Raw genomic sequence first — 22,797 nt, 5'->3', positions numbered from 1 at the left:
GGATTTATGGAGATAGCTATGTTGAAGAAAACCGTACTGGGCCTGACCGCAGGCGCAATGCTGCTGAGCGCCGGTTCCGCGCTGGCTGCCGACTACAAGATTGACAAACAGGGGCAGCACGCCTTTATCGAATTCCGCATCCAGCACCTGGGTTACAGCTGGCTGTACGGCACCTTCAAGGATTTTGACGGCGGCTTCACCTTCGACGAAAAAGATCCGTCCAAGGACAAGGTTAACGTCACGATCAACACCGCCAGCGTCGATACCAACCACGCTGAGCGTGATAAACACCTGCGCAGCGCCGAGTTCCTGAACGTGGAAAAGAACAAACAGGCCAAGTTTGAATCCACCGAAGTGAAAAAGAACGGCGAAGGCTATGCGGTGGTTGGTAACCTGACGCTGAATGGCGTGACCAAGCCGGTCACACTGGATGCCAAGCTGATCGGCCAGGGTAATGACCCGTGGGGTGGCTACCGTGCCGGCTTTGAAGCCAACGGTAAAATCAAGTTGAAAGACTTTGGCATCACCACCGATCTCGGCCCGGCATCGCAGGACGTGGAGCTGATTATTTCTGTGGAAGGCGTTCGCGCGAAGTAATGCTTACTAAAGCGCGGCAAGGCTGCCGCGCTTATCAACAACTCAGTTTGCCGAGTCTTTATCTTCTTCCGGTGCCGGAATGTGCATCGTGGTCTGCAATAACCCTTTCGACTTATTGAAAATTTTGATGCCATTTTCACGGCCGGCTCGGCGCGCGCGCTGTTCTTCACGCGGCAACTTCAGCTCTTCGCGGCAGATCTCGCTGCAGCAACCTTCAAATTTGGCCGCACAGCTCGGGCACTGAATAAACAACAGGTGACAGCCGTCATTCAGGCAGTTGGTGTGAGTATCGCAAGGCGCACCGCACTGATGACAATTGGCGATCACATCGTCAGAAATTCGCTCGCCCATACGCTCGTCAAACACAAAGTTTTTGCCAACAAACTTCAGCGGCAACCCCTGTTCTTTTGCCTTACGCGCATACTCGATAATGCCGCCTTCCACGTGATAGACGTTCTTGAAGCCGTTATGCAACATATAGGCACTGGCTTTTTCACAGCGGATCCCGCCGGTGCAGTACATGACAATATTTTTGTCTTTATTGTCCTGCAGCATCTCAACCGCCATCGGCAGCTGATCACGGAAAGTGTCCGACGGCACTTCGATGGCGTTTTCAAAGTGGCCGACTTCATATTCGTAATGGTTACGCATATCGACAAACAGCGTATCCGGATCGTCAATCATCTGGTTAACGCGATCGGCTTGCAGATACTCACCGACGTTCGCCGGGTTGAAGCTCTCGTCATCGAGGCCGTCGGCAACGATGCGTTCACGCACTTTCAGGCGCAGCACCCAGAAGGATTTTCCATCGTCTTCCAGGGCGATATTCAGCCGAACCTGGTCCAGCGCCGGATGTGAGGCAAAGAGTGCGGCTTTGAACGCCTCGAATTTATTCTGCGGCACGCTGATTTGCGCGTTGATCCCCTCTTTCGCCACATAAATGCGGCCGAACACCTTCAGCTTGTCGAACTGAACGTACAGGCTGTCGCGAAACGCTTTGGGATCTTCGATGGTGAAGTATTTATAAAAAGAAACTGTGGTGCGCGGCTCGGTTTCCGCCAGCATGCGCGCCTTCAGTTCCTCATTAGAGATTCGGTTATGTAACACTGGCATGGTGTACTTTCCTGTCTTTCGGGAGGTGACTGATTTAAACACGCGCCGACCGCCGGCCCACGCGCGGCGCACATAATACCCGATGATGTGAAGCGCTGGCAACTTGACGCTGCTCGCAAATCCCGATACTCCTGACAGGAGTTTCCCCCCTATTTATCACGGTTCAGGAGGACGTCATGAGGCAGCTATTTACCCCCATTGCGCTGGGAAAACTGAATTTACCCAACCGTATTATTATTGCACCGATGTGCCAATATTCTGCCGACCACGGCAAAGCCACCGAGTGGCATACCCTGCATCTTGGGCATCTGTCCTTGTCCGGTGCCGGCCTGCTGATTGTCGAAGCCAGCGCGGTCGCCCCCGAAGGGCGCATTACGCCCAGCGACCTCGGTTTGTGGGGCGAGGCTACCGGGGCGGATGCTCAGCGCCCGCCCCGGCATTCGGTAAAACCGGAAATCACCGTTCCCGCAGCCAGGGCGATCCCCGCCACCAGCAGCAACGGATTAAACTGCAGATGCGCCCCCAGGCTGCCCAGCAGTGCTCCGCTGACCAACAATCCTGCACTCAACCATGTAGCCAACATAAGATCTCCCTAATAAATTGCGCAAGATAATACGCGTCTGTCGAGTATGAATTTTATCCTTTAGAGCCATTTAGCTTAATTTCCAGCCACTTTATATCCGTTCATCATTAAAAATGATGTTTTAATGCGGTGCCTTTTCACGTTCTTCGATAAAAATGCCACAATAGCCGGTTATAAACGGCAGAAAATAAACGTTTGGTCAAAAATCCTTCGCAGGAGAGACCATTCGAGAACTCTGTTATTATCATTAAATGACTGCTTCTAAGCTGAGAACACATGACTCAAGTTCCTTCTTTTAATCGCTCTTTACTGCATCCGCGTTATTGGCTCACCTGGCTCGGCATTGGTTTGCTTTACCTGTTGGTCTTGCTGCCTTATCCGATTATCTATCGCCTAGGCACCTCGCTTGGCCGTTTTTCCATGCGATTTCTCAAGCGCCGCGTGGCAATAGCCCAACGTAATCTGGTGCTGTGCTTCCCGGACATGCCGCAAGCCGAACGCGATGCGTTGGTGGTGCAAAATTTTGAATCCGTCGGTATGGGCCTGTTTGAAACCGGTATGGCGTGGTTTTGGCCAAACTGGCGTATCGAACGCTGGTTCCAGGTTAGCGGGCTGGAACATATTCAGAAGGCACGAGACAACCATCAGGGGGTTTTGCTGATCGGTCTGCACTTCCTGACGCTGGAACTGGGTGCCCGTATCTTTGGCATTCATAATCCAGGCATCGGCGTTTACCGGCCGCATGACAACAAGCTGATGGACTGGCTGCAGACCTGGGGCCGCATGCGTTCCAACAAATCGATGCTGGACCGTAAGGACGTAAAAGGCATGATCCGCGCGCTAAAGCAGGGGGACATCATCTGGTACGCCCCGGACCATGACTATGGCCCACGTAGCAGCGTGTTCGCCCCACTGTTCGCCGTAGAGAAAGCCGCCACCACCACCGGCAGCTACGTGCTGGTGAGAATGGGCAAGCCAGCCATTATTCCCTTTACCCCGCGCCGCCTGCCGGATGCCAAAGGGTATGAGCTGATTATGCAGCCGGCGGTGGAAAACTTCCCGCTGGATAATGAGCTCGATGCCGCCGCCTTTATGAATAAGGTGGTGGAGAAGGAAATCCTGATGGCGCCGGATCAGTACATGTGGCTGCACCGCCGCTTCAAAACCCGCCCGGAAGGCGAGCCTTCACTCTACTGACTTCTGACCCGCCGTTTGGCGGGTTAGTTTTTTATGCCGCAGAGCTTGAGAATCGGCAGTAACGGTGGGATGGTAAAGCCTTCGTAGTTCATCCTGGAGCCGTTATGTACATCGTTAGCCTGACCTACCATCGCCCGATAGAAGAAGTCGACAGCCACCTCGAGGGGCATATCGCCTGGCTGAAAAAATATTTCCAGGACGGTACCTTCATTGCCTCCGGCCGTAAGAACCCGCGCACCGGTGGTGTGATCCTGGTAAAAGGTATCGAGCGTGCGCAGTTGGACATCATTGTCGGGCAAGATCCTTTCAACGCCGTAGCCCACTATGAAATTACCGATGTCGCCCTCTCCACCACCTCCAGCGGTTTTGAACTGCTTGCCGGGCTTTAAATTCGCCTTTTTCCGCGCGTACAGCGCGGAATACTGCCAATATTCTATTTTTAAAACTTTATTTCATTTCCGGTATATCTCACCCCACATCAATTGATGCCACCTATAATTAAGCGCATACTTACCAGGCTAACTTTTTTTGCTTTGCACGATTGACTGCTCTTGCAAACATAGCCCTCTACCTTACGCAACAGGAACTTATGGCTCCGGCACCCGAACTCATCAACTGGAAACGCAATCTTTTTGTCGCCTGGCTGGGGTGTTTCCTCACCGGTGCCGCCTTCAGTCTGATCATGCCATTCCTGCCGCTGTATGTAGAAACCCTCGGTGTTACCGGCCACCAGGCACTGAATATGTGGTCTGGGCTGGTATTTAGCATTACCTTCCTGTTCTCTGCGATTGCCTCCCCATTCTGGGGCGGTTTGGCCGATCGCCGTGGGCGCAAACTGATGCTGTTACGATCGGCATTGGGCATGTCGATAGTGATGCTGCTGATGGGCATGGCGCAGAATATTTGGCAGTTTTTGGCGCTACGCGCGGTGCTGGGCCTGCTCGGCGGTTTTATCCCCAACGCCAATGCGCTGATTGCCACACAGGTGCCGCGCAATCGCAGCGGTTGGGCACTGGGTACCCTGTCCACCGGCGGCGTCAGCGGTGCATTGATTGGGCCGCTGATTGGCGGCCTGCTAGCCGACCAGTATGGCCTGAGGCCGGTGTTCTACATTACCGCCGGTGTGCTGCTGACCTGCTTTGTGCTGACGCTGCTGTATGTCAAAGAGCAGTTCACCCCGGTGCAGAAAAAAGACATGCTGCACGCCCGTCAGGTCTTCGCGGCGCTAAAAAGCCCCAAGCTGATCCTCAGCCTGTTTGTCACCACCATGATTATTCAGATTGCCACCGGATCCATCGCACCGATCCTGACGCTGTACGTCCGTGATTTGGCCGGTGACATTCATAATCTGGCCTTTGTCAGCGGCCTGATCGCTTCAGTACCGGGCGTCGCCGCGCTAATGAGTGCGCCACGGCTGGGCAAACTGGGCGACAGGATCGGCCCGGAGCGCATTCTGGTGTTTATGCTGATCGTATCGGTGCTGTTACTGATCCCGATGGCGTTTGTGCAAACCCCGTGGCAACTCGGCGTACTTCGCTTCCTGCTAGGCGCTGCCGATGGCGCACTGCTGCCGGCGGTACAAACCTTGCTGATCTACAACTGCACCAATCAGGTTGCCGGGCGGATCTTCAGCTATAACCAATCGTTCCGCGATATCGGCAACGTCAGTGGCCCGTTAATGGGGGCCGCCGTCTCCGCCAGTTATGGCTTCCGTGCAGTATTCTGCGTCACTGCTCTGGTGGTGCTGTTCAACGCCGTTTATTCCTGGTGGTGTTTGCAACGTCGCCCGACGCGAATGAGAGAAGACACCCTGCAGGAAGAGTAATAGCCGTATTTATCACCACTTCCTTCACTAAAATGGGTCGACGGCCCGTTTACCCTACTTTTAGTATTGATACCTTTCACACCCGCCTTGCCGGCCCCCTTCAGACAAATCTTAGTTTAATTGATTGTTTTTAAAAAAGTTATTAACTTTTAGCGCAATAAACCATCTGTCAATAACATTCCCTCCGCAACCAACATAAAAACCAGGAAAGGAGATGTTTGTCGACTTTTCATCTAAAAAATGGGATACAGGGACTAGACAAAACCACCATCCAGTTATCAAATGGTTAAATAATATCACGCTCAATGTAAACCATTGGCCAAGTGAAAAAAGGCCGACGCGCTTTCCACGGTTAACGGGCGCTGCGGCTGCGGTTTTGTCGGGTAATCCGCACTGGGTGGATCACCTTCCTTAAATACACATACATACCACAGTATAAGCTGCATAAATGCGGCGCATTTTATTGGGAAGACGTTATGCAATCCTCTGTTAATAACCAAGAAAGCCGGACCTTCTTCGGCCACCCTTATCCGCTGGGATCCCTGTTCTTTACCGAAATGTGGGAGCGGTTCTCGTTTTACGGCATTCGCCCATTACTGATCCTGTTTATGGCCGCGACGGTCTACGACGGCGGCATGGGGCTGGCACGTGAGAATGCCTCGGCAATTGTCGGTATTTTTGCCGGCAGCATGTATCTGGCGGCCCTGCCGGGCGGCTGGTTGGCCGATAACTGGCTGGGCCAGCAAAAAGCGGTCTGGTACGGCTCGATTCTGATCGCTCTCGGCCACCTGTCGATCGCACTGTCCGCCTTTATGGGCAACAACCTGTTCTTTATCGGCCTGATGTTTATTGTGTTGGGTTCCGGCCTGTTCAAAACCTGTATCTCGGTGATGGTCGGTACGCTCTACAAGAAAGGCGACAACCGCCGCGACGGTGGCTTCTCACTGTTCTATATGGGCATCAACATGGGCTCGTTTATCGCCCCGCTGATCTCTGGCTGGCTGATTCGTTCCCACGGCTGGCACTGGGGCTTCGGCATCGGCGGTATCGGTATGCTGGTGGCGTTGGTGATCTTCCGCGTCTTTGCCGTACCGGCAATGAAGCGCTATGACAGCGAAGTGGGCCTGGACTCCACCTGGAACAGCCCGGTCGCCAAGAAAAACGGTGTCGGTGCCTGGTTGATTGCGCTGGCGGTCGGCGTGGCGGTGGTTATCACCCTGATTGCCCAGGGCATCATTGTGATTAACCCGGTAGCCGTGGCCAGTATGCTGGTTTACGTGATTGCTGCTTCGGTCACCCTGTACTTCATTTATCTGTTTGTGTTTGCCGGCCTGAGCCGTAAAGAGCGCGCCCGCCTGTTGGTCTGCTTTATCCTGCTGGTGTCAGCGGCCTTCTTCTGGTCAGCCTTCGAGCAGAAACCGACCTCGTTCAACCTGTTCGCCAACGACTATACCAACCGGATGATTGGCGACTTCGAGATCCCGGCGGTGTGGTTCCAGTCCATCAACGCCCTGTTCATTATCCTGCTGGCACCGGTATTTAGCTGGGCATGGCCGGCTCTGGCGCGTAATAAAGTGCGCCTGAGCAGCATCACCAAGTTTGTTATCGGTATTCTGTTTGCCGCTGCGGGCTTTGGCCTGATGATGCTGGCCGCACAGAACGTGCTGAGTAACGGTGGTGCCGGCGTATCTCCGTTGTGGCTGGTGGGCAGTATTTTGATGCTGACGCTGGGCGAACTGTGCCTTAGCCCGATTGGGCTGGCAACCATGACCCTGCTGGCACCGGAAAGAATGCGCGGCCAAATGATGGGCCTGTGGTTCTGTGCCAGCGCACTGGGTAACCTGGCGGCCGGTCTGATTGGCGGCCATGTTAAAGCCGACCAGCTGGACATGCTGCCTGACCTGTTCGCACGCTGCTCGATTGCTCTGCTGATCTGTGCTGCGGTGCTGACCCTGCTGATCGTCCCGATCCGCCGGATGATGGAAAACACTCAGGGTAAAAGCGCACAGAAACCGGCAACCAACGCCTGATAACCGTTTCGCTTTACCCTTCAGCCAGCGCCCGGTGCGCTGGCTTTTTTATTGTTCCCACGCCCGCTGTTGTAACACCGCGTTGGCTATTGGCATTATTTTCTCCGTATCAAGATGAATTCATACAGCGCCATGCCCACCAGCATGGCCGCCACGAACTGCCAGCCGGCCGAAGAACCGGCACCGGCGAGTATCCAGGCCGGTCCGGGGCAAATACCCGCCATGCCCCAACCGATACCAAACAGCGCGCTGCCTGCCAGCAAACGGCCATCGAGGCGGCGGTTGGCTGGGATCTGCATCTCTTCCCCCAACAAGGTGCGCTGTCGCCTGCGCGCCCAGTAAAATGCCGGAGCGGCCACCGCAATGGCGCCCACCATCACCAGAGCCAATGAGGGATCCCAGTGGCCGGTAATATCGAGAAACGCCAATACCTTGGCCGGATTGGCCATCCCGGCAACGATCAGACCGAGGCCAAAAATGGCGCCACTCAGCAAAGCAAACAGGTATCTGAACATGCGATTAGCCTCCCACCCAGTGACGGACTACCCATACCGTGGCAAAACCCAACAGCATAAATACCGCCGTGGCCGCCAGCGAACGCGGTGCCAGTCTCGCCGTGCCGCAAACCCCATGGCCGCTGGTGCAACCGCCACCCAACCGGGTACCCAAACCAACCAACAAGCCGGCCAGCATCAGCCACAGACTGCTGCCGCTGACCGCCATGGCCGGTAAGGGTGCGGCGATACCATACAACCAGGGTGAAGCCAGCAACCCGACAAGAAATGCGACTCGCCAGGCTTTCTCTTTACCCTGGGGTGTCAACAGACCGCCGGTAATGCCGCTAATACCGGCGATACGGCCGTTAAACATCAGCAGTAGTACCACCGCGACGCCAATAATGCCTCCGCCGGCCAGGGCAGATACGGGCGTAAAATGCAGCCAGTCAATGGTCATGATGTCTCTCCCGGTTGTGGGCAATAGAGTTGGTACAGGGTGTTAAGTACTGCCAATGCCTTTTCATCACTTACGGCGTAGTAAATTTGCTTGCCTTCACGACGGGTTGACACCAACCCTTCCTGACGCAATACGCCTAGCTGCTGTGAAAGCGTCGGCTGACGAATTTCCAACGCTTGCGCCAACTCCCCCACCGACATCTCGCCCTGGCTGAGCTGGCACAGTAGCAGTAGGCGATCCTCATTACCCAGCGTCCGCAGTAATGCTCCGGCCTGCGCCGCTGCCTGCCGCATGCTGTCGATATCCATTACTTTCCTCAACAATTTATAAAATAATATATTGTATATTTATAAACTATATTCCTCCACCGCACCATAGGCTGGTGCGAAAGGTTTCAGCATGGCATGCTGCCGTTACGATTTTTCCGCAGACAGGGGATGCCCCGAACAATGCTGCTTTTCCATGACGCTGTGCCCGCCAACCGGTCGATTGTGCCGGTTGCCAAAGATTATCAGCACGGCGATTTCGAGCCGCCCCACTACCATGACTGTGCGCAACTGATTCATAGCCTCAGCGGTGTGGTGCAGGTCAATACTCGTCAGGGAAGTTGGGTGGTGCCCCCCGGACGCGGCGTCTGGCTACCGGCGAGGGTTGAACACAGCCTGCGTATCACCGGCAAGGTGGCCGCAAGAGCGCTGTTGGTCGATCCGCTGGCGCGTGCCGATCTGCCGGCCTGTTGTGAAGTGGTACAGGTTTCCCCGTTACTGCGTGAGCTGATTATCTGCGCGATGGATATCACGGCTGATTACCCCGTAGGGGGACGTGAAGAGCGAATAATGGAGTTGATCCTGGATGAGCTGCGCGTGCTGCCTATCTTACCGCTGAATTTACCTGAGCCGCGTACTGAGGCCCTGCTGAGGCTGTGCCGGCATATTCAGCAATCGCTGGCCCATCCCTGGGAATTAGAGCAGGCAGCCGGTTATATCAGCGTTAGCGGCCGCACGCTGTCACGGCGCTTTCAGCGTGAAACCGGACTGCGCTTCGGTGACTGGGTGCGCCGCGCCCGTTTGCTGGCGGCATTGAACGCCCTGGCCGCCGGGCATTCGGTGCTGGAAGTGGCGCTGAGTCTGGGTTACGACAGCCCCAGTGCTTTCAGCGCCATGTTCCGTCGCCTGCTGGGCGTTGCGCCCAGTGCTTATTTTGCCAAATAGCGTGCGGCAACGTTGAACAGTGCCTGCAGCGAGGCGCTGGCGGAATCGACGTCGATGCCCACGCCATAAGCCGCCTCACCGTGCGCTAGCGTACAGCGGATATAGGCAACGGCGCGACTCTGGCTCTGATGTCCCAGCGTGTGCTCGTGGTAATCCTCTATCGCCAGGCTCAGACCAAAGCGCTGGCGCAATGCATCTACCGCGCTGGATAACAAACCGTTCCCTACCCCCAACAGCCGCTGCTGTTGCCCATCGAACAAAACCCTGGCGCTGAAGCTGTAGGCTTCGACGCTGTGGCTCTCGGTCTGGTAGCTCAGCAATTGCAGGCGCGGTTGCTCAACCAGCCCGTAGCTGAGGCGAAACAGCCGCCACAGCTCTGCCGTGGTCATCTCTTTGCCGCTGCCGTCGGTAGATTGTTGCACCACCTTGCTGAAATCAATCTGCAGGCCACGCGGTAACGACAACCCATGGTTCTGTTCCAGCAGCCAGGCCGCTCCGCTTTTGCCCGACTGGCTGTTAACCCGGATCACCGCTTCATAACTGCAACCGACGTCCGCCGGATCGAGCGGCAGATAAGGCACCTGCCACAGACCGTCCTGCCGTTGCTGTTGGGCGGCGAAGCCCTTTTTGATTGCATCCTGATGCGAGCCGGAAAAAGCGGTGAAAACCAGTTCACCGGCATAAGGATGACGCGGATGTACCGGCAGCTGATTGCACTGCTCTACCACCTCCACCACCTGCTTCAACTGGCTGAAGTCCAGCCCCGGCGCGATGCCCTGGGTATACAGATTGAGCGCCAACGTCACCAGGTCAACATTGCCGGTGCGCTCGCCGTTGCCGAACAGGCAACCTTCCACCCGATCGGCCCCCGCCAGCATCGCCAGTTCGGCACAGGCCACCCCGGTGCCGCGATCGTTATGCGGATGCACGCTGATGGTCACCCGATTTCGCTGACTGAAGCGCCGACAAAACCATTCAATCTGGTCGGCATAAACGTTCGGCGTACTGACTTCCACCGTCGCCGGCAGGTTGATGATCATCGGTCGCCCTGGGCCAGGCTGCCAGACATCCGCCACCGCTTCGCAAATCTCCAGTGCAAACTCCAGTTCGGTAAAACAGAAGGTTTCCGGCGAATACTCGAAGGTCCAGGCAGTTTCCGGCTGCTGCTCGCACTGCTGACGAATACGCAGCGCGCCATTGACCGCCAGCGCCACCGTCGCCGCCTTGTCCTGTTTGAAGACAATGTCACGGAACATCGGTGCGGTGGCGTTATACAAATGCACAATAGCCCGTGGTGCCCCTCGCAGTGCCTCAAAGGTGCGATCGATCAGGTCGTCACGCGATTGGGTCAAGACCTGAATGCTGACATCGTCCGGGATCAACTGTTCATCGATCAACGAGCGGACAAAGTCAAAGTCGGTTTGTGACGCCGAAGGAAAAGCCACCTCAATCTCTTTGAACCCGCACTGCAACAGCAGTTGGTAGAATTGGCGCTTGCGGGCGTTATCCATCGGCTCCGCCAGCGCCTGATTGCCATCACGCAGATCGCTGGAACACCAGCGCGGTGCCTGCTGCAAGGTGCGACCCGGCCACTGACGCTCCGGCAAAGCCACCGGTGGGAACGGACGATATTTAATTGAGGGGTTGGTTAACATGGCACTCTCCTGGGCTGTCATAAGCGATGCCTTATTATTTCCTACCGGGAAATAGCTTGCTCTCGCCTGGCAGACAACCATCGTCGCAAAACGGACAACAAAAAAATTTGCATCCTGCGCCAGTGCAGCAACAATTAATTTTGACGTCAGTCATGACAGTTTGGCCCTGCCAAAATCCTTTCGTTACCCTCACCCCTGGAGACGACTATGAGCCTGTATGCAACCCTGGAAGAAGCAATTGAAGCGGCGCGCGAGGAGTTTATTGAATCCGCCGAGAGCGGTAGCGACGATCAACCGCCGGCAGTGCAACAATTCAATCTGCAAAAATACGTGATGCTGGATGGTGATACCATGTGGCAGGCCGAGTTTTTTGAACAAGAAGGCGAGTCGGTCGAATGCCTGACACTACGCAGCGGTGCGGCGGCTCAGGCTATTTTTGACGGTGATTATGACGAAATCGAAATTAGTGCCGAATGGATAGAAGAAAACACGCTGCACGAGTGGGAAGAAGGTGATTTCCAACTCGATCCGCCGTTGGATACCGAAGAGGGCCAAACCGCCGCCGACGAGTGGGATGAACGTTGAATGATAGCGGGCGGGAGCGAGTAAAATCCCGCCCATAAACTCCCCATAATTTTCAGAGAGGCAGCATGATTATCCGCCAGGCGCAACCCGAAGATTACCCCGCCATTTTGCAACTGCAAACACAAAATACCCCCGCAAATTTAAGCGATAGCCAAAAGCGTCAGGGTTTTATTGTTTCGAGCATGAACGAAGCTCAGTTAGCCCACATTAACCAGGGCCTCGGTATTCTGGTGGCGGTCGAAGACCAAACGTTGGCCGGATTTGTTTGCCTGATGACCACGGACGCACAGCCGCGCCCGCCGGTAGTGGATGCGATGCTGGAAAAACTGGCCGGCGAGTCATTCAACGGACGGCCTTTGAGTGAACAACGGGTGTTTATGTACGGGCCGGTGTGCCTGGATCCCGCCTGGCGCGGTAAAGGCGTACTGAAGCAGTTGTTCGCCGCCGTCAAAGCGCACACCCGGGAGAAATTCGACGTTGGCGCCCTGTTTATTGACGACAGCAACCCGCATTCACTGGCTGCCCACCAGCAAGGATTAAAGATGACGGTGCTGGCGCCCTTCCACTGCGGCCCACAGGGGTACCAGCTGCTGGTGTTTACCACTCGGGAACAGACTTATTCGTAAGGCCCGTGCTGTGCATCAAACGGCAGCATAAAAGTATCCACCACCATCGACAGCGGCACATCGATCACCGTGACATAACGCCAGGGAGTATCGCGCAGATCCCATTGCACACCCGGGTAATATTGATGGCCGTGCCCGGCGCCTGGCACAGTGCGGCTGATAATACTGCCGCAGCCGGTTAACAGCGCCACGCCTGTTGCCAATAATGCCAGCCGAAGAAAAGAAGAGAGATTCACCAAATTGACTCTTAGCCCTGGTTGTTCTGAAAGTAAACAACGCCCGGCGCGAATGTTAACATAGTTTTTTCCTTGCAGATCGTCAGCATTGCGTCAGCGAAGAGCCAAAAAAAACGGGGAACACGCTGTGCGCATTCCCCGTTTGGGCTACCCGGTCAACGCTTAGCGCTGACCTTGCGGATGAGCCCGTTCATTGTGTGGCAATTGCTGGTAATGCTCACGCCAGGCGGCACCTTCCGGCAACAACCAGACACGTTGATGCAGGCGCGACAAGGCAACGGGATCGCTCAACAGTTCCAGGCGTTTGCCCTTCACCAATTTCTCCGGCCCCAGTTGCAACGCCTCATTCACCCGCTCTTCACGATTGCGCTCGATAGCACCACGCAGATGGTGACGCGCAGTCGCCAGCGCAGCCGCCAAAGCATTGAACGACGGGTTAACCACGGCGTGCATAAAGCCATTGGCCAGTGCACGTTCACGGTTAAGCTGCAGATACTCTTCGGTCGCCAGCAGTTCACGCGGAGGAGAATACTCTTCCGGGATCAGGAACAGTTTGGCGCGCTTGCTCTTGATCCCCAGCGTCGCACGGCTCGACAGAGACGAAACGATCGGTGACAGGATCAGTGAGAAGACGATTGGCGACAACCACCACAGGAAGCGCAGATCCAGCCAGGCCATACCACCCGCCCAGACCAGACCGAGCAGCATCTGTGAACCATGGCGCTTAAAGGCTTCGCTCCATGGCGTGTCATCATCGTCACGCTGCGGAGAATTCCACACCACTTCCCAACCGAGGAAGGCGCTGACCACGAACACCGTGTGGAACAACATCCGTACCGGTGCCAACAGCACCGAGAACAGCATTTCCAACAGCATCGACAGGAACAGACGCACACCACCGCCGTATTCTTTGGCGCCTTTCGCCCAGATCAGCACGATACTGAGCAGCTTGGGCAGGAACAACAGCACCAGAGTGGTAGAGAACAGCGCTATTGCCAGTTCAGGACGCCACTGCGGCCAGACCGGGAACAGCTGACGTGGCTGCAGGAAGTACTGCGGCTCCATCAGGGTATGCACCACCTGCAACGCGGTGGACAGCGCCAGGAACATAAACCACAGCGGCGCCGACAGATAGGACATCACACCGGTCAGGAACACCGCACGGTGCACCGGGTGCATGCCCTTCACCAGGAACAGACGGAAGTTCATCAGGTTACCGTGGCACCAGCGACGGTCACGCTTCAGTTCATCCAACAGGTTAGGCGGCAATTCTTCGTAGCTGCCCGGCAGATCATAAGCAATCCACACGCCCCAACCGGCACGACGCATCAGTGCGGCTTCCACAAAGTCATGCGACAAGATGGAACCGGCAAAAGAGCCTTCACCCGGCAGCGGTGCCAGTGCGCAGTGCTCGATAAACGGCTTCACGCGGATAATCGCGTTGTGACCCCAGTAGTGCGACTCGCCCAATTGCCAGAAATGCAGGCCAGCGGTAAACAGCGGCCCGTAGACCCGGGTGGCAAACTGCTGCACACGGGCATACAGCGTATCCATACCCGAAGCTTTCGGCGCAGACTGAATGATGCCGGCGTTCGGGTTGGCTTCCATCAGGCGCACCAAACCGGTGAGACACTCGCCGCTCATCACGCTATCGGCGTCCAGGATCACCATATAGCTGTACTCGCCACCCCAGCGACGGCAAAAGTCGTCGATGTTGCCGCTTTTACGTTTCACACGGCGACGACGACGGCGATAGAAGATACGGCCATGGCCATCTACGTCACGGCACAGTTCCATCCAGGCCTTCTGTTCCGCCATGCAGATATCCGGGTCGTAGCTGTCACTCAGCACGTAGATATCGAAATGTTCAAGCTGGCCGGTGGCGGCAACCGACTCATAGGTCGCGCGCAGGCCGGCGAACACCCGTTCGACGTCTTCGTTACAGATCGGCATGATCAACGCGGTGCGGTGCGCCGGATTGATTGGCTCATCGCCCTTGATGGTGGAGGAGATACTGTATTTGTCTTTGCCGATCAGCAGTTGCAGGAAGCCCATCAGCGCAGTCCAGAAACCGGCCGATACCCAACAGAACAAAATGGCAAACAGGATCAGAATGCCGGTTTGCAATACGTAAGGCAGCAGTTGCAACACAGACTGCATCAAATCCTGATCCAGCATCGCCATAGGATCGATCAGCGCCCAGCCCTGATACGGCAAGATGGTTTTCATGTACCAGGTAGCGATGCCGGTCTGCACCAGCATCAGCACCAACAGCACATAACGGCGCATCGAACCGACCACGCGCCAGCGGTTTTCCGCGGCGGCTTCCTCTTTGGAAGCATGGCGGTTGTGCGGTGAACGCCCCAGCAGAGAATCCCAGAAGCGCGCCACCGGATTGGTACGCCAGGCTTCGGGGAACATGCTGGTACGTTTAATCGGTGGCGTGGCCTTCAAAATACTCCGGCCTTCCACGTCATTGTCAAAATCGTCGTCGCTGACCGCATCCGGCCAGGCGCTTTCGATACGCGCCTTGACCGAGGCCAACGCCACGTCATCCGCCGACAGCGTATTAACGTTGGCATCGGCGGCACCCATCTTGCGATGCAGTGCCTCCAGTGCCTCGGCGTCATCCGCTCCAGGCTGGGGGTTAAGCGCCTCCGACCGCTCAGCGGTCAGAGGCATTGCCGCAAGATAATCCTGGGCAAGTTGAGTAGGCTTATTCATTGGCAGGTAGCTGATAGCTCCAGGTTTCCGACAGGGTCTTATCACCATTGACCAGCGCGGCGCGCATTTCTACCGGCTTCTTGTCGTCTTTCACTTTCAGACGCAGCGTCAGGCGCCAGCCTTTGGTCACTGGATTATAGCGGACATTGTTTTCTACCATTTCACCGTTATCACCGATGCTTACCTGAGCGGCAACCGGCGTAGCACCATCCAGGCCTTTCAGTACCGGCCCGACGAAGTCGACCAGGAATGCCACGCTGCCGTCTGGCTCGCGGATCAGGTTAGACTGCTTCACGTCACCGGTAGAGCGCATGGTCTGGCTGACGTAGGCAATATCCTGTGAATGCAACTTGTCTTCGTCACGGGTGAAATGCAGGCGATAGTTCAGCGCCAGCGGTGTCTTGGCATCCGGCAACACGTCTGGAGTCCAGAAAGCAACGATGTTGTCATTAGTTTCATCCGCCGTTGGGATTTCCACCAATTCAACTTTACCTTTGCCCCAGTCGCCACGCGGCTCAATCCAGGCGCTTGGGCGCAGATCGTAACGATCGTCCAGATCTTCGTAATCCTTGAAGTTACGACCACGCTGCAGCAGACCGAAACCTTTAGGGTTCTCGACCTGATAGGTGCTGACGGACAAATGCTTCGGATTATTCAGCGGACGCCAGATCCACTCGCCGTTGCCGGCATGGATAGACAGACCGTTGGAATCATGCAACGCCGGACGGTAGTTCAGAGTTGGTGAAGGTTGGTTCGGCCCGAACAGGTACATGCTGGTCAGCGGTGCCATGCCCAGTTTGCCGACCTTGTCGCGCAGGAACACTTTAGACTCGACGTCTACCGTGGTATCGCGGCCCGGATAGACCACAAAACGGTAAGCCCCGGTAGCGCGCGGTGAATCCAGCAGCGCGTAAATCACCAGGTGCTTGTCGCCCTGCTTCGGACGTTCAACCCAGAATTCGCGGAAACGCGGGAACTCTTCACCGGATGGCAAGGCGGTATCAATGGCCAGACCACGGGCGGAAATCCCGTAAACCTGCCCTTTACCTACCACGCGGAAATAGCTCGCGCCCAGCAGGCTCATAATTTCGTCGTTCTTATCCGCACTGTTGATCGGATAAATCACCTTGAAACCGGCGAAGCCGAGGTTTTTTACCGAATCCGGATCGTGCTTCACCGAACCAAAGTTGAAGTAGTCCGGGCTGTACTTGATCTGCTTGACGGTGGTCGAGGTGACCTCGTTGATTTTCACCGGCGTGTCGAAGTACATCCCCTGATGATAAAACTCAAGCTTGAATGGGGTTTTCAGCTTGCTCCAATAGGCTTTATCGTGATTGAACTGAATTTGCTGATAGTCCGCGAATTTCATCTCACGGAATTGAGAAGGAAGGTTGCTTTTCGGAGCCTCGAAGCCTTTCCCTGCCAGATCCTGCGCCTGCTTGGCCACATCATCAATAGAAAAAGCCCATGCTGGCGAAGTCAACAGCGTGAACAATACGGTCGCACCTAACCAACGTACGCTCGCGGCGCGTGGTTTCTTGGATAATATATTAACTAGCACATCCCCCCCTATTCGTGTGCTCAAATCATTTAAATCCATATTAATGGATTATTCAGCTTTCCGACAACATGATAAATGGATGGTTCATGTTTATGGCTCATTGTTTAAGCAGCTGACTAAACACCAGCGTAGCAAGCCCCGCAACAAGACGCTATGGAAAAATGTGAAACGCTATAGTAGGGTTTGAGGTTCGATTTAACCATTGCCGACTTATTAAGCGTGTTAATGACCATTCGATAAAATCATCAGCGGTAAACTATGACTAAAGGCAGCAACCAACGCGAGTTTTTCCTCGATTCGATCCGGGCTTATTTGATGCTGCTCGGCATCCCTTTTCATCTGTCCCTGATCTATTCCAGCCATGCCTGGGCGGTGAACAGTGCTACCCCTTCCTTCTCGCTGACAGTGCTGAACGACTTCATCCATGCCTTCCGCATGCAGGTGTTCTTTGTGATTTCCGGCTACTTCTCATACCTGCTCTATGAGCGTTATGAACGCCATAAGTGGTTGAAGGTAAGGCTGGAGCGGGTGGCGATCCCGCTGCTGAGTTCGATCCCGTTAATAACGGTGCCGCAGTTTTTCATGCTGAAATACTTCACCGATAAATTAAACGGCTGGGAAAATTTTTCGCTCTACCAGAAAATAAATGTAACAGTTTGGGAGCTGGTTTCTCACCTGTGGTTTTTATTAACGCTGTCATTACTGACGACCCTTTGCTTTTACCTGTTCAAAAAAATCAAGGCCATTAAAAGTAATACCCCACCCTATCCAATAAATAAAATGACTGGATTAGGAAATATCTCACTGTTCTTTCTTGTTTATGCTTTATTCTATTCGGCCGGGCACCGTATTATTTTAATTTTTGCGCCGTATTTACTCTCCAATGGCCTGTTCAATTTCGTGGTCATGGAGACGATGTTCTACCTGCCGTTCTTCATCCTTGGCGCTTACGCCTTCAAGTACGTGTGGTTGAAAGAGATTTTCCTCAAACCCTCTGTCTGGTCACTGCTCGGTTCACTGCTGCTGTTCATTGCCTACATGCTGAATCAGAAGTATCTGGCCCACAGCAGCTATATGTTTGAACTGGAAGTGCTGATCAAAACTCTGCTGGGGATCCTGATGGCCAACGTGGTTTTCTCATTTGGACATAACCTGCTGAATTATCACTCGCCACGAATCACTTATCTGGTCAACGCCTCGCTGTTTATATATCTGGTGCACCATCCACTGACCCTGATATATGGTGCGTTTGTGACACCACATATCGACAATAACCTGCTGGGCTTCGCGCTGGGTTTGGTGTTTGTCTTCTCCTGTGCCTTCGCCTTATATGAGCTGCACAAACGCGTCCCATTGCTCCGCTTTCTGTTCTCCGGAAAACCGCAATAACTCCACCGCCCGGCCAGAGTTGCGACTTGCCGGGCCAACTCACTGTCATACTCCTATAGATCAGTACCAGTATCATTCGCTCTCCCCCCTGAACTTCCATTTCAGCCGTTGAGCACACATTGCTCACCCCGCTGGTGAAAGTTAAGGCAAAGTTATGCTGGAGCATATTGCCGCTAGTTGTTATAACTGCAATGCATAAGTGGAAATCCACATCCCTGCCTTACGGTAGCGATTGGGCTCAATGAACCCTGAGGGACGGCGTTGTCGTTTTCATTGCGGCAATGTTTGCAGTATCTCCCTTCCGTCACGACAGAGAGGATTTTTAATGACTGATAAAGACACTTCGGCTCCGGAAGCCGTACCAGAAAATGCCACCCTGCTGAAAATTCTGGGTCGGTTGCTTTCCGCACTGGATGCATCAATCAGCGGCAAGGACCGCAGCATTCTGGTCACCGAGCTTTCCAGCCTTAACCTTGACGGCATTTCAGAGTCAGAACGAAAACTGGCTGCCGAGCTGATCAAGCGGGCTTTGCAATCACTCGATCATTAATAACACCACGCCTGCAAACCATTAAGCCTCCTCGCGGGGGTTTAATGGTTTTTCCTTCTCGCCAGTTTATTGTTCGCATAGAACCACAGTAAGCTGATAACTATAGATAAAAGCGAGAAGTTCATCGTTTTCTCCCCACTTCCTCACACTTTCTCCCTTAAATGACAATAAATGCCAAACTGTTTTCGAATCACCCTTGGCGTTTTACCTAAAAAACAGGCTATCATCATGGGGTATCTGCGCCCGCGCGCAACGCCTTTCCCCCAGCCTGCAGGAGAACGTTATTTTGGATGCCAGCACCATTAACAGTTTGTTCATCATCGGTGCCGTGTTGGTGGGAGCAAGTATTCTTCTCAGTTCATTTTCTTCACGCCTGGGTATTCCCATTTTGGTGATCTTCCTCGCTATCGGCATGCTGGCGGGGGTCGATGGTCCGGGCGGTATCGTTTTCAGTAATTACCCGGTGGCCTATCTGGTCAGTAACCTGGCACTGGCCGTGATCCTGCTCGATGGCGGCATGCGCACCCGCGTCAGTTCATTTCGTGTGGCACTTTGGCCGGCACTTTCCCTCGCCACCGTTGGCGTGGTGATCACCGCCGGGCTGACCGGGCTGGCTGCCGCCTGGTTGTTCAACCTCGATCTGCTACAAGGTATGCTGATTGGTGCCATTATCGGCTCCACCGACGCCGCAGCGGTATTTTCACTCCTCGGCGGTAAAGGGCTTAACGAACGCGTCAGCGCCACGCTGGAAATTGAGTCCGGTAGCAACGATCCGATGGCGGTGTTTCTTACCATTACCCTGATTGCGATGATCTCCGCCGGCGAAACCACGCTGAGCTGGATGTTCCCTGTCCATCTGCTTCAGCAGTTTGGTATGGGCATTGTCTTTGGGCTGGGCGGCGGCTGGCTGCTGCTGACCTTGATCAACCACATCAAACTGGCCGAAGGTCTCTACCCACTGCTGGCCGTCAGCGGCGGCATTTTGATTTTTGCGCTGACCACTGCGCTGGATGGTAGCGGCATACTGGCGGTGTACCTGTGTGGGTTGACGCTGGGCAACCGGCCAATCCGTAACCGACACGGCATTGTCCAAACCTTTGACGGTCTGGCCTGGCTGAGCCAGATCGGCATGTTCCTGGTGCTGGGGTTGCTGCTCAACCCGCACGAGTTGTTACCTATTGCCATCCCTGCCCTGCTGCTGTCGTTATGGATGATCCTGTTCGCCCGGCCGCTTTCCGTGTTTATCGGGTTACTGCCGTTTCGCAGTTTTACTCTCCGTGAACGCAGCTTTATTTCCTGGGTCGGTCTGCGCGGCGCCGTACCGGTTATTTTGGCCGTATTCCCGATGATGGCCGGGTTGCCAAATGCGCAGCTGTTCTTCAACGTGGCCTTTTTTGTGGTGCTGGTTTCACTGTTGTTGCAAGGCACGACACTGTCGTTCGCCGCGAAGAAAGCCAAGGTTATAGTACCGCCGGCCCTGGCGCCTATTTCACGGGTCGGGTTGGACGTACACCCGGAAAACCAATGGGAACAGTTCGTTTATCAGCTCTCGTCGGAAAACTGGTGTGTGGGTGCTGCACTGCGTGAATTGAAAATGCCACCCGGCACGCGTATTGCCGCACTGTTCCGTGGCAAAGAGTTGTTGCACCCTAGCGGGAGCACGCGGTTGCGCGAAGATGACATTCTGTGCGTTATCGGCCACGAGCATGACCTGCCAGTGCTGGGTAAACTGTTTAGCCAGGCGCCGGTGGTCACAATGGATGAGCGTTTCTTCGGCGACTTTATCCTGCAGTCGGACGCACGCCTGAGCGATATTTCGCAGGTGTATGGGCTTAACCTGCAAGAAGGTGTGGACGAACAACAAACACTGGGCCAATTCGTCATTAAACTGATTGGCGGCGAACCCGTGGTAGGCGATCAGGTCGAATGGGATGGCCTGACCTGGACCATCGCCGAGATGGATGGCAATGCCATCAGTAAAATCGGCGTAAAAATTGTGACTGACTGACCCGCCCTCGACACCGGTCGCTGTGTGGCAATCCCCGCAGCGACCGCCTCAAAACAGACGGAACTTATAGACCCGGAAAGGTTCTTAAACTCTGTGATTATCAAAACCGGGCGTTTAGCCCCGACGTTTTAGCCTTTACTCTGGGAACGCTGCATAGCGGTGATGGGTATTGATTTGAACAGTAAAACTCGATTTCTATCGGCCATGCTGGGGATCGCACTGACGGTCATTGTGCTGGATCTGGGTATCGCCGATTTGGTCCACAGGCTCTTAATTGGATAATTTTAACGTGGCACAGCAGCAGCAAGAACAAGACATTCTGGGCAAGATACTGATTACCGTCTCCGCACTCTGCCTGATTACCGTGGCGGCGTTACTCATTTGGGGTTTTGTGCTGGATTAACGCCCCGCCTGACGAGCGCAACTTCGCCAATAAAAAAACCGCCGCAGCGGTTTTTTTATTGGCGATGGCGATCAGATCTTGCAGCCTTCGCAATCTGCCTCATCCTCAAGGATCTCGGGCAGTTCTTTTACTTTCTGCGCCGCTTTCTCTTCTGCCTGCGCCAATTCGGCATCGATATCAAAATCGAAAATATCATCACTCATGGTAAATTCCTCACGCTTAACTGGCTTCAATGCATGAGTATAATCGACAACTCTTCAGCCGCAAACCCTTCAGTTGAGCACCGCCACCTGCGGCTGTTCATCCTGTGGCTTCTTTGAATACGCCAGATCGTAAACGTCATAGAAATCAATTTCGCCTTTATTGGCGATGATTTCCTGCATACGTGTTTTCATCGCTGTCCCGATCGAGGGTTCATCCAACAACGCCTTCACCGACTGCGGCGACAGTGCGCGAGTGAAATACCACTCGCCGTTATAGCATACGCGCAGATCAAGCACGCCGATGTCCTCGAAGCGATACACCGGTTTGATTTCAATCAGCAGCATGGCGAACATGAACAACACAAAGGCGGTGAAAGCCAGGAAGGAGATGAAGCCCATATAGGGAACCTGATACATCACGGCGATCACGGCAAAATAGCCGGCAAACATGGCGAGACACAGATAACGGTGATCGCGGGCAAACTCACTGTTAAAACGCAGTTTACCGTCGCGCCCTTCCTGCCTGTTGATCCGCTCGATTTCTTTTACCAAGATGCTCTTAATCGCGTCCATCGCTACAACCTTATGCCTGGGGGACATTATTGCCATCAATAATCATTCCTCAAACTAACACAAGTACAGTTTGCGCAGGTAGATCAGTTAAGCAATTTTAAATGGGTAACTGTTATACCTCTAATGGCTAACGTTGCAGGGAATTTTTACCTTGGGCAAACATAAACATCCGCTGAGCGATATCGTCAGCCTGTTTGATTTTTTGCTTTTGCGGCTCGTTGCAGCGCTGGATGGCACGAGCATAGGCCAGCTCATGCGCCTGGTCGATCATCGCGATAATCTTGTCGCGATCCTGTTTATCCAGATTGCCGAGCATGGTGGTGATAATCGCCTGATAGGCGTTGGAGGCGGCGGTCAGCGACTTTTCTCTGGCTTCAAGTATCGCTACGCGTTGCATTAATTCCTGCAGTTGATCGGACTCTGACATAGCGATCTCCTGTTGCCGGGCAGCATACCTGCCTGATTACAGTTTAGCAAAGATCGCTGGAACGGAAGAAAACATAAAGAAAGGAAGATAAACGGTTACGGTAAAGCACACCCGAAAAACCCAATAAGGAGCCGATAGTGCAAATCAACCCGGGTGCACTTTACGGTAACGGTTCACAAAAGGAAGCTGGCGCGCTATGCAGGACTCGAACCCGCGTCTATCAATTTTGTAGCCAATAAAGCATTTTAAAACCAACCACTCTGCCAACTGAGTTAATAGCGCATTCCTTTGCTTCGGGATGTCATTATCCATATTAATGTTATGGATTCAAGTTTTGGTACTATGAA

General features: G+C 54.3%; 23 protein-coding genes, 1 tRNA gene and 1 pseudogene. 13 read left to right on the top strand and 12 right to left on the bottom strand.

Translation table 11 applies throughout. The annotated features are described in order from the left end of the window. The first annotated feature begins 18 nt into the window (after positions 1–18). Positions 19–597, top strand: coding sequence for a YceI family protein (locus ACNT1W_RS11525; RefSeq protein WP_012006312.1), 579 nt, complete (start codon positions 19–21; stop codon positions 595–597). A 42-nt stretch (positions 598–639) separates the two neighbouring features. Here the strand turns inward: ACNT1W_RS11525 and ACNT1W_RS11520 are convergent, their stop codons facing one another. Beyond that, entirely contained in the window at positions 640–1,710 is a 1,071-nt protein-coding gene (locus ACNT1W_RS11520; protein ID WP_012006311.1) for a rhodanese-related sulfurtransferase, read from the bottom strand. Positions 1,711–1,886: 176 nt separating this feature from the next. Between ACNT1W_RS11520 and ACNT1W_RS11515 the strand changes: the two are divergent. From ACNT1W_RS11515 to ACNT1W_RS11495, 5 genes and pseudogenes are all read left to right on the top strand, one after another. After that, a pseudogene (locus tag ACNT1W_RS11515) lies at positions 1,887–2,162 on the top strand (oxidoreductase); the annotation flags it as partial. A 407-nt stretch (positions 2,163–2,569) separates the two neighbouring features. Then, positions 2,570–3,490, top strand: coding sequence for a Kdo(2)-lipid IV(A) acyltransferase (locus tag ACNT1W_RS11510; protein ID WP_012006309.1), 921 nt, complete (start codon positions 2,570–2,572; stop codon positions 3,488–3,490). A 104-nt stretch (positions 3,491–3,594) separates the two neighbouring features. Next, positions 3,595–3,879 carry a YciI family protein gene (locus ACNT1W_RS11505; RefSeq protein ID WP_012006308.1) on the top strand — a complete coding sequence of 95 codons (285 nt, stop codon included), beginning with the start codon at positions 3,595–3,597 and terminating at the stop codon, positions 3,877–3,879. 200 nt (positions 3,880–4,079) lie between these two features. Further along, positions 4,080–5,315 (top strand): multidrug efflux MFS transporter MdtG, encoded by a 1,236-nt coding sequence (gene mdtG / locus ACNT1W_RS11500; protein WP_112362292.1) that lies wholly within the window; start codon positions 4,080–4,082, stop codon positions 5,313–5,315. Between the two features lie 476 nt (positions 5,316–5,791). Then, positions 5,792–7,345, top strand: a complete 1,554-nt coding sequence (locus ACNT1W_RS11495) for a peptide MFS transporter (protein ID WP_017892406.1) — start codon at positions 5,792–5,794, stop codon at positions 7,343–7,345. Between the two features lie 95 nt (positions 7,346–7,440). Here the strand turns inward: ACNT1W_RS11495 and ACNT1W_RS11490 are convergent, their stop codons facing one another. Genes ACNT1W_RS11490 through ACNT1W_RS11480 form a run of 3 tightly spaced genes read right to left on the bottom strand, consistent with a single transcriptional unit; the run spans position 7,441 to position 8,607 of the window. Then, positions 7,441–7,860 (bottom strand): DUF6691 family protein, encoded by a 420-nt coding sequence (locus tag ACNT1W_RS11490; protein ID WP_419246791.1) that lies wholly within the window; start codon positions 7,858–7,860, stop codon positions 7,441–7,443. Positions 7,861–7,864: 4 nt separating this feature from the next. After that, entirely contained in the window at positions 7,865–8,299 is a 435-nt protein-coding gene (locus ACNT1W_RS11485; protein WP_419246790.1) for a YeeE/YedE family protein, read from the bottom strand. Then, the gene (locus ACNT1W_RS11480; protein ID WP_218216174.1) at positions 8,296–8,607 is read right to left on the bottom strand and encodes an ArsR/SmtB family transcription factor; all 312 of its coding nucleotides are present in this window, start codon (positions 8,605–8,607) and stop codon (positions 8,296–8,298) included. Before ACNT1W_RS11480 ends, ACNT1W_RS11485 begins: the two co-directional genes overlap by 4 nt. Positions 8,608–8,748: 141 nt before the next feature. Here ACNT1W_RS11480 and ACNT1W_RS11475 point away from each other — a divergent pair, with 141 nt between their 5' ends. Then, entirely contained in the window at positions 8,749–9,510 is a 762-nt protein-coding gene (locus ACNT1W_RS11475) for an AraC family transcriptional regulator (RefSeq protein WP_012006301.1), read from the top strand. Here the strand turns inward: ACNT1W_RS11475 and leuA are convergent. Then, a complete protein-coding gene (gene leuA, locus ACNT1W_RS11470; RefSeq protein WP_017892401.1) occupies positions 9,495–11,165 on the bottom strand; it encodes a 2-isopropylmalate synthase in 1,671 nt (556 codons plus the stop codon). The two genes, ACNT1W_RS11475 and leuA, sit on opposite strands and share 16 nt — an antisense overlap. 207 nt (positions 11,166–11,372) lie before the next feature. Here leuA and ACNT1W_RS11465 point away from each other — a divergent pair, with 207 nt between their 5' ends. Both ACNT1W_RS11465 and ACNT1W_RS11460 read left to right on the top strand, forming a co-directional pair. Next, positions 11,373–11,750: a MysB family protein gene (locus tag ACNT1W_RS11465; RefSeq protein WP_261408106.1), complete on the top strand. Its 378-nt coding sequence runs from the start codon at positions 11,373–11,375 to the stop codon at positions 11,748–11,750. A gap of 65 nt (positions 11,751–11,815) precedes the next feature. After that, positions 11,816–12,376, top strand: coding sequence for a GNAT family N-acetyltransferase (locus ACNT1W_RS11460; RefSeq protein WP_261129477.1), 561 nt, complete (start codon positions 11,816–11,818; stop codon positions 12,374–12,376). Here the strand turns inward: ACNT1W_RS11460 and ACNT1W_RS11455 are convergent. The 3 genes from ACNT1W_RS11455 to mdoG form a co-directional block, all read right to left on the bottom strand. Continuing rightward, complete coding sequence (locus ACNT1W_RS11455; protein WP_112362287.1) at positions 12,367–12,612, bottom strand: YceK/YidQ family lipoprotein; 246 nt, start codon at positions 12,610–12,612, stop codon at positions 12,367–12,369. The genes ACNT1W_RS11460 and ACNT1W_RS11455 overlap by 10 nt on opposite strands. Before the next feature lie 162 nt (positions 12,613–12,774). After that, positions 12,775–15,336, bottom strand: a complete 2,562-nt coding sequence (gene mdoH / locus ACNT1W_RS11450) for a glucans biosynthesis glucosyltransferase MdoH (protein ID WP_012006296.1) — start codon at positions 15,334–15,336, stop codon at positions 12,775–12,777. Then, on the bottom strand, positions 15,329–16,897 hold the full coding sequence (gene mdoG, locus ACNT1W_RS11445) for a glucans biosynthesis protein MdoG (RefSeq protein ID WP_012006295.1): 1,569 nt from the start codon (positions 16,895–16,897) through the stop codon (positions 15,329–15,331). Before mdoG ends, mdoH begins: the two co-directional genes overlap by 8 nt. 258 nt (positions 16,898–17,155) lie before the next feature. Here mdoG and mdoC point away from each other — a divergent pair, with 258 nt between their 5' ends. The 4 genes from mdoC to ACNT1W_RS11425 all read left to right on the top strand — a co-directional run bounded on the left by mdoC (position 17,156) and on the right by ACNT1W_RS11425 (position 21,247). After that, positions 17,156–18,286, top strand: a complete 1,131-nt coding sequence (mdoC, locus tag ACNT1W_RS11440) for a glucans biosynthesis protein MdoC (RefSeq protein WP_419246789.1) — start codon at positions 17,156–17,158, stop codon at positions 18,284–18,286. A 325-nt stretch (positions 18,287–18,611) separates the two neighbouring features. Beyond that, entirely contained in the window at positions 18,612–18,836 is a 225-nt protein-coding gene (locus tag ACNT1W_RS11435; protein WP_017892394.1) for a hypothetical protein, read from the top strand. Between the two features lie 286 nt (positions 18,837–19,122). Further along, positions 19,123–20,844, top strand: a complete 1,722-nt coding sequence (locus ACNT1W_RS11430; RefSeq protein ID WP_012006292.1) for a potassium/proton antiporter — start codon at positions 19,123–19,125, stop codon at positions 20,842–20,844. Positions 20,845–21,118: 274 nt separating this feature from the next. Next, entirely contained in the window at positions 21,119–21,247 is a 129-nt protein-coding gene (locus ACNT1W_RS11425; protein WP_041418527.1) for a hypothetical protein, read from the top strand. A 71-nt stretch (positions 21,248–21,318) separates the two neighbouring features. Here ACNT1W_RS11425 and ACNT1W_RS11420 read toward each other — a convergent pair whose 3' ends face one another. The 4 genes from ACNT1W_RS11420 to ACNT1W_RS11405 form a co-directional block, all read right to left on the bottom strand. Further along, positions 21,319–21,450, bottom strand: coding sequence for a hypothetical protein (locus ACNT1W_RS11420; RefSeq protein WP_012006291.1), 132 nt, complete (start codon positions 21,448–21,450; stop codon positions 21,319–21,321). A 69-nt stretch (positions 21,451–21,519) separates the two neighbouring features. Next, on the bottom strand, positions 21,520–22,023 hold the full coding sequence (locus ACNT1W_RS11415; protein WP_017892390.1) for a YlaC family protein: 504 nt from the start codon (positions 22,021–22,023) through the stop codon (positions 21,520–21,522). A 127-nt stretch (positions 22,024–22,150) separates the two neighbouring features. Further along, on the bottom strand, positions 22,151–22,450 hold the full coding sequence (locus tag ACNT1W_RS11410; protein WP_012006289.1) for a hypothetical protein: 300 nt from the start codon (positions 22,448–22,450) through the stop codon (positions 22,151–22,153). A gap of 187 nt (positions 22,451–22,637) precedes the next feature. Further along, positions 22,638–22,732, bottom strand: a tRNA-OTHER gene (locus tag ACNT1W_RS11405). Positions 22,733–22,797 lie beyond the last annotated feature (65 nt).

The organism is Serratia sp. NFX21, assembly GCF_048517035.1.
Lineage (GTDB): Bacteria > Pseudomonadota > Gammaproteobacteria > Enterobacterales > Enterobacteriaceae > Serratia > Serratia quinivorans.
Note: the sequence above shows the minus strand (reverse complement) of the source record. Positions and strands in the feature narration are given on the sequence as shown.

Coding starts and splice junctions, on each gene's coding strand:
- ACNT1W_RS11495 (WP_017892406.1), top strand. CDS start 5,792: ATGCAATCCTCTGTTAATAACCAAGAAAGCCGGACCTTCTTCGGCCAC.
- ACNT1W_RS11480 (WP_218216174.1), bottom strand. CDS start 8,607: ATGGATATCGACAGCATGCGGCAGGCAGCGGCGCAGGCCGGAGCATTA.
- ACNT1W_RS11475 (WP_012006301.1), top strand. CDS start 8,749: ATGCTGCTTTTCCATGACGCTGTGCCCGCCAACCGGTCGATTGTGCCG.
- mdtG (WP_112362292.1), top strand. CDS start 4,080: ATGGCTCCGGCACCCGAACTCATCAACTGGAAACGCAATCTTTTTGTC.
- ACNT1W_RS11490 (WP_419246791.1), bottom strand. CDS start 7,860: ATGTTCAGATACCTGTTTGCTTTGCTGAGTGGCGCCATTTTTGGCCTC.
- mdoH (WP_012006296.1), bottom strand. CDS start 15,336: ATGAATAAGCCTACTCAACTTGCCCAGGATTATCTTGCGGCAATGCCT.
- ACNT1W_RS11465 (WP_261408106.1), top strand. CDS start 11,373: ATGAGCCTGTATGCAACCCTGGAAGAAGCAATTGAAGCGGCGCGCGAG.
- ACNT1W_RS11410 (WP_012006289.1), bottom strand. CDS start 22,450: ATGTCAGAGTCCGATCAACTGCAGGAATTAATGCAACGCGTAGCGATA.
- leuA (WP_017892401.1), bottom strand. CDS start 11,165: ATGTTAACCAACCCCTCAATTAAATATCGTCCGTTCCCACCGGTGGCT.
- ACNT1W_RS11435 (WP_017892394.1), top strand. CDS start 18,612: ATGACTGATAAAGACACTTCGGCTCCGGAAGCCGTACCAGAAAATGCC.
- ACNT1W_RS11460 (WP_261129477.1), top strand. CDS start 11,816: ATGATTATCCGCCAGGCGCAACCCGAAGATTACCCCGCCATTTTGCAA.
- ACNT1W_RS11420 (WP_012006291.1), bottom strand. CDS start 21,450: ATGAGTGATGATATTTTCGATTTTGATATCGATGCCGAATTGGCGCAG.
- ACNT1W_RS11485 (WP_419246790.1), bottom strand. CDS start 8,299: ATGACCATTGACTGGCTGCATTTTACGCCCGTATCTGCCCTGGCCGGC.
- ACNT1W_RS11505 (WP_012006308.1), top strand. CDS start 3,595: ATGTACATCGTTAGCCTGACCTACCATCGCCCGATAGAAGAAGTCGAC.
- ACNT1W_RS11520 (WP_012006311.1), bottom strand. CDS start 1,710: ATGCCAGTGTTACATAACCGAATCTCTAATGAGGAACTGAAGGCGCGC.
- ACNT1W_RS11510 (WP_012006309.1), top strand. CDS start 2,570: ATGACTCAAGTTCCTTCTTTTAATCGCTCTTTACTGCATCCGCGTTAT.
- ACNT1W_RS11525 (WP_012006312.1), top strand. CDS start 19: ATGTTGAAGAAAACCGTACTGGGCCTGACCGCAGGCGCAATGCTGCTG.
- ACNT1W_RS11415 (WP_017892390.1), bottom strand. CDS start 22,023: ATGGACGCGATTAAGAGCATCTTGGTAAAAGAAATCGAGCGGATCAAC.
- mdoC (WP_419246789.1), top strand. CDS start 17,156: ATGACTAAAGGCAGCAACCAACGCGAGTTTTTCCTCGATTCGATCCGG.